This is a genomic window from Flavobacterium sp. CAU 1735 (assembly GCF_039888695.1).
Lineage (GTDB): Bacteria > Bacteroidota > Bacteroidia > Flavobacteriales > Flavobacteriaceae > Flavobacterium.
Map to the genome: position 1 here is coordinate 83871 of NZ_JBDQQQ010000004.1, position 7999 is coordinate 91869.

Annotated in this window: 8 protein-coding genes; 4 read left to right on the forward strand and 4 right to left on the reverse strand. The window is 37.1% G+C overall.

Features of this window, described 5'->3' with window-relative positions:
* Positions 1 to 448 precede the first annotated feature (448 nt).
* From yajC to AAFN64_RS10875, 4 genes are all read right to left on the reverse strand, one after another.
* A complete protein-coding gene (gene yajC, locus AAFN64_RS10860; protein ID WP_300490269.1) occupies positions 449 to 733 on the reverse strand; it encodes a preprotein translocase subunit YajC in 285 nt (94 codons plus the stop codon).
* 8 nt (positions 734 to 741) lie between these two features.
* The gene (locus AAFN64_RS10865) at positions 742 to 1200 is read right to left on the reverse strand and encodes a DUF1573 domain-containing protein (RefSeq protein WP_300490266.1); all 459 of its coding nucleotides are present in this window, start codon (positions 1198 to 1200) and stop codon (positions 742 to 744) included.
* Positions 1201 to 1219: 19 nt separating this feature from the next.
* Complete coding sequence (gene nusB, locus AAFN64_RS10870; protein ID WP_300490263.1) at positions 1220 to 2167, reverse strand: transcription antitermination factor NusB; 948 nt, start codon at positions 2165 to 2167, stop codon at positions 1220 to 1222.
* Positions 2168 to 2254: 87 nt separating this feature from the next.
* Positions 2255 to 3358: a Glu/Leu/Phe/Val dehydrogenase dimerization domain-containing protein gene (locus AAFN64_RS10875; protein WP_136401193.1), complete on the reverse strand. Its 1104-nt coding sequence runs from the start codon at positions 3356 to 3358 to the stop codon at positions 2255 to 2257.
* A 198-nt stretch (positions 3359 to 3556) separates the two neighbouring features.
* On the opposite strand from AAFN64_RS10875, the gene AAFN64_RS10880 reads away from it, so the two are divergent.
* The 4 genes from AAFN64_RS10880 (at position 3557) to AAFN64_RS10895 (ending at position 7941) form a co-directional block, all read left to right on the forward strand.
* Positions 3557 to 5305: an ABC transporter ATP-binding protein gene (locus tag AAFN64_RS10880; protein ID WP_300490259.1), complete on the forward strand. Its 1749-nt coding sequence runs from the start codon at positions 3557 to 3559 to the stop codon at positions 5303 to 5305.
* Between the two features lie 72 nt (positions 5306 to 5377).
* Positions 5378 to 5752 (forward strand): PUR family DNA/RNA-binding protein, encoded by a 375-nt coding sequence (locus tag AAFN64_RS10885; protein WP_347760449.1) that lies wholly within the window; start codon positions 5378 to 5380, stop codon positions 5750 to 5752.
* Positions 5753 to 5883: 131 nt separating this feature from the next.
* The gene (locus AAFN64_RS10890; protein WP_300490254.1) at positions 5884 to 6573 is read left to right on the forward strand and encodes a response regulator transcription factor; all 690 of its coding nucleotides are present in this window, start codon (positions 5884 to 5886) and stop codon (positions 6571 to 6573) included.
* Positions 6574 to 7941, forward strand: a complete 1368-nt coding sequence (locus AAFN64_RS10895; RefSeq protein WP_347760450.1) for a HAMP domain-containing sensor histidine kinase — start codon at positions 6574 to 6576, stop codon at positions 7939 to 7941.
* Positions 7942 to 7999 lie beyond the last annotated feature (58 nt).

Below are 7999 nucleotides of genomic sequence, written 5' to 3' on the forward strand. Positions count from 1 at the left end.
TTATAAAATGATCTCTCAAATCTGATAAGGTTCCATTCTCAACACGAATAAAACTGATTCCCCAAACCTGACAGGTTTCTATTCATAACACTTATAAACCTGTCAGGTTTTGCTATAAATAAAAATCTTTCCTCATATAACAAACCTTATAAAATGATCACTCAAATCTGATAAGGTTCCATTCGCAACACAAATAAAACCTACTCCTCAAACCTGACAGGTTTCTATTCATAACGCTTATAAACCTGTCAGGTTTTGCTATAAATAAAAATCTATCTTATATTACAAACCTTATAAAATGATCACTAAAACCTGATAAGCTTCCATTCGCAACACAAATAAAACCTGCTCCTCAAACCTATTCACAACGCTTATAAACCTGTCAGGTTTTACTAAATAAAAAAGGCAACTCGATGAGTTGCCTTTTTGTTTTTTATTTTAAAAAGAATTATTTCGCAGCGTTTACTTTCTGACTTAATTCCATTGAAATAGCTGAACGCTCGTATTTGATTTTTCCAGCCATAGTTTCTACTACAATTGAATCATCATATAATTCAGCGATTTTTCCGTGCATACCCGATTTGGTAACGATCTTATCGCCTACTTTAATATTACCTTCAAATTCTTTCTCTTTTTTCTGACGGGTTTGTTGCGGGCGAATCATTAAAAAATACACCACAACAAACATTAATATAATGGGTAAAAAACTTCCGAATTGTCCTAATTGTTCCATATTATAAATTATTTTGCTTTTGGAGTTACATCAGCCTTAATGGTTACTACTTCACTACCTTTAGCTGTATTTGTAGTTAAGGTTACTGTTTTTTGTTGTTGTCCTGGTTTTCCGGATGAATCGAACGTTACTTTCATTGGAGCCGAAGTTCCCGGTTTGATCGGTTCTTTTGGCCAATCCGGTACCGTACAACCACAACTTCCTTGTGCGTTAACGATGATCAAATCAGCTTCTCCTTCATTACTAATTGTAAAAACGGTTTCTGCTTTATCCCCTTCATTAATAGTTCCGAAGTTGTGTTCTTCTTCGTTGAATTTAATTACCGGTAATTTTCCAGATGCTTCATTGTTTTTCGCAGCTGCGGCTACACTGGCATCATCAATTTTTTCGGATGCATTTTCTTTTTTACAAGAAGTTGTTAGCACTAAAGTTGCAATGGCTAACATTCCAAGAGTTTTGTTAATCATATTCGATTTTTTTACAATTTTACATTAAACCTCTTCCGGTTTTTATCAGTCTGTTGTCTTTTTGATAATCCTTTACCAGATTATCTAAAATTCCGTTGATAAAAATACTACTTTTTGGAGTAGAATACTCTTTTGCAATTTCTAAATATTCGTTAATTGTAACTTTTACCGGAATCGATGGGAACTTAAGAAACTCACAAATAGCCATTTTCAGGATAATCGCATCGATTTCCGCAATACGTTCCGCATCCCAGTTTGGCGTTTTATCGATAAATTCTTTTGTTAATTCCGGATTGTTCAGAACGGTTTTACGGAACAGGTTACGTACAAATTCCTTATCATCGGCATCTTTGTATAATTTTGAAACGTAAAATGAGTCCGGATCACTGCTGTTCTTAATTTGTTTCAACTGTTTTTGGATCGCTGTATTCACCAATGGAATATCGTCAATCCAGGTTAGTTTGTGATCTTCCAGATAATCGTATAACTTTTCATTTGGTGCGATAATCTCGGTAAAAATATCTACCACAAACTGCTGGTCTTCTTCAAACGTATTTACATTGTTGCGCATATACGTATCGTACAACTTACTCTTCTTGATCGCATCCAAAAGGATCAGAATATAGTCGTCGTTATTTTTCCAGTTATTGATCTTACGATCTTCCAATGCAATACTCAGGGAATTATTCTCCGAAAGAATATCCAGTACCGCATTATTGATAAATTTTTTATTCGGATTGCGTTCTTCTTGAGTCGCCAGGTGTTTTTTACTCGATTTATCAATAAAATCTTCTTCTGCTTTTTTGATTTCCACCAAAGAAGAGAGCATAATTAAATATAAATCCTGAATATTTTCGATACTATGAAATAGGAATTTCTCTTCCTTTTCAAGATTATCGGAACCGTTTTGATGCATTGCATAAATGGATTGCATCACCTTTACACGAATATGTCTTCTGTTTAACATCCTGCTGATAAGAACTTTTAAAAATTAAAGAAGCGAAAGAACAATCTTTCGCTTCGCAAAATTAAAAAATATATTGTTGGAAAACTACTACTTCGCGTTTTCTTTTTTACGGGCATCGATACGCTCCTGTGCCATTCGCATAGCAGCCTGATGTGTTGTAATGCTATTTTCTTTGGCGTAGTTAAAAATATCCAATGTTGTATTGAAGATATTTTCGGTTCTGCGCATTGCTTCTTCTTTACCGTATCCGGCAATTTCACCATATACATTGATGATTCCACCAGCGTTAATCAAGAAATCCGGAGCATATAAAATGCCTCTTTCCTGAAGTCTTGCACCGTGGATATTTTCAACTGCTAACTGGTTATTCGCTGCACCGGCAATAACTTTTGCTTTGATTTTTTCGATAGTGTCATCGTTAATCGTAGCTCCTAATGCACATGGTGCATAAATATCTACGTCTGCACTATATAAATCGCCACCGTTAAAAACCTGAGCACCGTATTTAGCACCTACTTCCTGTAGACGCGCTTCGTTGATATCTGTAATTTGTACTAAAGCACCTTCTTTGCTGATCAGTTCTACTAGCGTTTCTCCAACGTGACCGATACCTTGTACTAAAATTCTTTTTCCTTCCAGGTTATCCGTTCCAAACTGATATTTTGCAGCCGCTTTCATACCCATATAAACACCGTAAGCTGTTACTGGCGAAGGATTTCCGGAACCACCTCTTGATTCTGAAATTCCGGTTACATAAGGCGTCACGTCACGGATAAGATCCATATCAGCTGTTGTTGATCCTACATCTTCCGCAGTAATATATTTTCCGCTTAAGGAATTCACAAACTGACCGAATTTTGTGATCATTTCCGGAGTTTTATCCACTTTGGAATCTCCGATGATAACCGCTTTACCACCTCCAAGATTTAACCCGGAAATAGCTGATTTAAAAGTCATACCGCGGGAAAGACGTAAAACATCGTTTAAAGCTTCCCACTCATTTGTATATTTCCACATTCTGGTTCCTCCTAAAGCAGGTCCTAAAACTGTGTTATGAACACCAATTATTGCTTTTAAACCAGTATCTTTGTCGTGACAAAATACGATTTGCTCATGATTATCAAATGAAACCTGCCCAAAAACCGGGTCGATTTTATGAAGCTCATTAGCACTTGTAACTTCTGTTATCATGTTTTTTTTATTTTGAGGTTGAAATTTATTCAAAAATAGACTGCTAAATTACACTTATATTCAGAATAATTCAACACAAATCGTTTTTTTTAATTATTCAATAATAATTATTTTCAAAAACAACTTTGTAAATCATTATCAAAAACAACTTCATTTTAACAGAATACAAAACAATAAAACAACCTACAGGATTAAAAAATGAAAGAACTTCAATATTTAAACAAATACTTCATCAAATATAAATACCGATTTTTAATCGGTGTTATTATCACAATCGTAGCGCAATTCTTCACCTTATACACGCCAAAACTGGTTGGAGATTCGATCAAGGCACTGGAAAACAGCAAACTCGATCCCAATGCGGTACGACAACTCTTAATGGAAAACATCATTCTCGTTATCGTTACCACATTAATCGCCGGTTTCCTTACTTTTTTGATGCGTCAAACCTTAATTGTAATGTCGCGTCATATCGAATTTGATCTTAAAAACGAAGTATTCCGACAATACGAAAATCTATCGCAGAATTTCTACAAAAAAAACAGAACCGGCGACCTGATGAACCGTATCAGCGAAGACGTTGGTAAAGTCCGCCAATATGTTGGGCCGGCCGTAATGTATTCCATCAATACCTTTATACGTTTTGCAGTAGTAACCGTACAGATGTATATTATTTCACCGGAGCTTACCCTCTATTCGCTGCTGCCTTTACCGTTTCTGGCGTATAGCATTTTTAAAATCAGCTCCGAAATCAACAAGCGAAGTACCACCTACCAACAAAACCTTTCCAAACTGTCTACATTTACACAGGAAATGTTTTCCGGTATCCGCGTGATAAAAGCCTATTCCATCGAAAACGAAAAACAGGACGACTTTACAGCCTTGTCACAAGAGAGTAAAGACAAAAACATGCGCCTGGCCAAAGCCAATGCCTTGTTTGGTCCGTTAATGATACTATTAATCGGAGCCAGTAACCTTGTTGTCGTATATGTTGGCGGAATGATGTATATTAACGGTAGTATTCCGGATATCGGTGTAATCGCACAATTTATCCTTTATATCAATATGCTAACATGGCCGGTAGCGTCATTGGGATGGGTGTCATCAATGGTTCAGGAAGCCGAAGCCTCACAAAAACGAATCAACGAATTCCTTAAGATCAAACCGGAAATCCAGAATACAGTACCGGAACACACTCCTGTTAATGGTGAAATCACTTTTGAAAATGTGACCTTCACCTACGAAGATACAACGATTACCGCTCTTAAGAATGTAAACCTTCAGATCAAAAAAGGTCAGACTTTAGCCATATTAGGAAAAACCGGTTCCGGAAAATCCACATTACTTTCCTTGATCAGTCGTTTATACGATGTCAATGAAGGTGCTGTAAAAATTGACGGTCACGATATTCGGGAGTTAAATCTGTTCGATGTGCGAAACCATATCGGTTTTGTTCCACAGGATGCTTTCCTGTTTTCGGATACGATAAAAAATAATATTAAATTTGGAAATGAAGCTGCAACCGATGAGGAAGTAATCGATGCGGCTAAAAAAGCAGTGGTTCATAAAAATATCATCAAATTTAAAAACCAATATGAAACGGTTTTAGGCGAAAGAGGGATCACTTTATCGGGTGGGCAAAAGCAACGGGTATCGATTGCGAGAGCCCTTATCAAAAACGCTCCTATCCTACTTTTGGACGATTGCTTGTCGGCAGTGGATACGGAGACGGAAGAGGCCATTTTAAGCAATTTAATGGTTTTTTGTAAAGATAAAACTACAATAATCGTTAGTCATCGGGTGTCTTCCGCTAAAAATGCCGACCAGATCATCATTCTGGACAACGGAAAAATAATTCAGCAAGGAACTCATAATCAATTGGTAAACCAGGACGGTTACTATAAAGATTTGTACTTTAAGCAACTTTCGGAAAAAGAATTACAATAAATGTTGGTTTTTTTGGTTTTTTTTTAGATTTTTGAGTTCTACTTAACACCATAAATTATTGACTGAAGGATTATGAGAGAAAATGAAATGTTAGAAAAAGAAGAAATTTTTTCTAAAGTTTTACGCGCAGGAAGAAGGACGTATTTCTTCGATGTGAGAGCGACAAAGGCTGATGATTATTACATTACGATTACCGAAAGTAAAAAATTCACCGAAGATGATGGCTCATTCCATTTCAAGAAACACAAAATTTATTTATACAAAGAGGATTTTGCCGCTTTTAAAGACATCTTAAACGAAATGACTTCGTATGTTTTAAATCATAAGGGAGAAGAAGTAATTTCAGAAAGACATCAGAAAGACTTTAAAAAAGAGTATTTTTCTGAAAAAACAGAAGATGTAACATCTTCCGGAAGTTTCACTGATATTGACTTTGACGACATTTAATATTGAATAAAACTGTACATTACCAAGCCTGAAAAAATACCATTTTCAGGCTTTTCTTTTTTTAACACCATCGTTTTCTATCGCTATAAAAGTTTACTTTTGCCATAGTCAACCAGTAAGTCCAGACGAATATGCCGAAAATTTTAATTGTTGAAGACGATACCCGGGTAGCCGAATTACTCAAAAGAGGATTGGATGAAGAAGGTTTTGATACCCAACTGGCCTACGATGGCGAGATGGGGAAAAAGCTCTCCCTGTACAATACCTACGATCTGGTAATTACCGATATTATTTTACCCAAAATAAGCGGAATCGATTTGTGTCTTTCGATACGCAAAAACAATCCCGGTCTTCCGATTATCATGCTTACGGCTTTGGGTACAACCGACGATAAAGTGGACGGATTTGATGCCGGTGCCGACGATTATCTGGTAAAACCGTTTGACTTCCGGGAATTACTCGTCCGTATCCGGGCGCTACTCAAACGAAGTAGTTCGGCGACCAATTATACCGATAAATTCACCTATCAGGATCTGGAACTCAATTACAACACCAAAACCATTCGCCGTGCCGGAAAAGAAATCAGTCTGACGCCAAAGGAATTCAAACTCCTGGAATACATGATGCAGAATGCCGAACGGGTGCTGAGTCGTACCGAAATCGCCGAAAAAGTATGGAACACCCATTTTGACACCGGGACGAACTTTATTGACGTATATATCAATTACCTTCGAAAAAAAATAGATAAGGATTTCGACAACAAACTAATCCATACCAAATCCGGAATGGGCTTTATTTTAAAACTGGAAAGCGATACGTAGATGACCATACAAAACCGACTAAGTTTATTGTTCACTTTTCTAACGGCATCCATATTGTTGGTTTTTGCAGTGATTATCTATGCCACCAGCGAAAAAAACAGGGAAAATACGTTTTACCGAACGCTTCATAAAGAAGCGCTCACCAAAGCCAATCTGTTTTTTAAAGCCAAAATCGATACCAAAACCCTACAGGCTATTTATACCAATAACCGTTCGATCATTAACGAAGTCGAAGTGGCTATCTATGATGATCATTATAATCTTTTATACCATGATGATGTAGACATCGACGTCGTAAAGGAGAACACCAAAATGCTGAATTCGGTTTTAAAGAAAAAAGAAATCCGTTTTTACCTCGACAAATGGCAGGCCGTTGGAATGCGGTACGAACATGAAGGGAAAAACTATATCATTATGGCTGCCGCCTACGATCAGAACGGGTATCATAAAACCTATATTGCCAAAAGGAACATCCTGATCGTATTTTTGTCGTCCATTATTTTTATTTATATCATGGGACGCATTTTTTCGCGTAAAGCCTTGTCGCCTATGACAAATATTGTTGCCAATGTAAAGGAAATATCGGCTACCAATCTCGATTTACGGGTACAACTTCCCAAAAACAAAGACGAAATTGCCGAACTGGCCACTACGTTTAACCAAATGCTCGACCGACTGGAAAAATCATTTGATGCTCAAAAAGATTTTGTTTCGAATATTTCCCACGAATTGCGAACGCCCTTAACGGCTATGCTAACCGAACTGCAATTATCGGCTGGAAACCTGCGTACCAACGAAGAATACCGGAAATCGATCGACAATGCGATTAACGACGCTCAAAAGCTAGTTCGTTTGTCTAATAGTTTACTGGATTTGGCCAAAGCCAATTACGATCAGACCGAAATTGTCCAGAAAGAAATCCGACTTGACGAAGTGTTATTGGATGCCCGAAACGATGTGCTGCATAACCAACCCGAATTTAAAGTCAACCTCATCTTTGAAAAGGAAATTGAAGACGATGATTTTATTTCGGTAAAAGGAAATGAATATTTATTAAAAGTAGCTTTTATGAACCTGATCGAAAACGGCTGTAAGTTTTCGGAAGCAAAAGAAAGTACGATAGCAATCACCTACTTTAAAGACAAAACGATTATTCGTTTTCAGGATAACGGAATCGGAATTGCCCCGAACGACCTGCCGAATATTTTCACTCCTTTTTTTAGAGGCGATAACAAAGGATTTGCCAACGGAAACGGAATTGGCCTGTCGCTCACTCAGAAGATCATAACGCTACATAACGGTACGATCTCGGTCGTCTCCGAACCCAACGAAGGAAGTACTTTTACAGTAGAATTACCGCATGTGTAAACATTTATTAGCAACACACATAATCCGGTACAACCATTCAAAATTTAAAATCTAACAT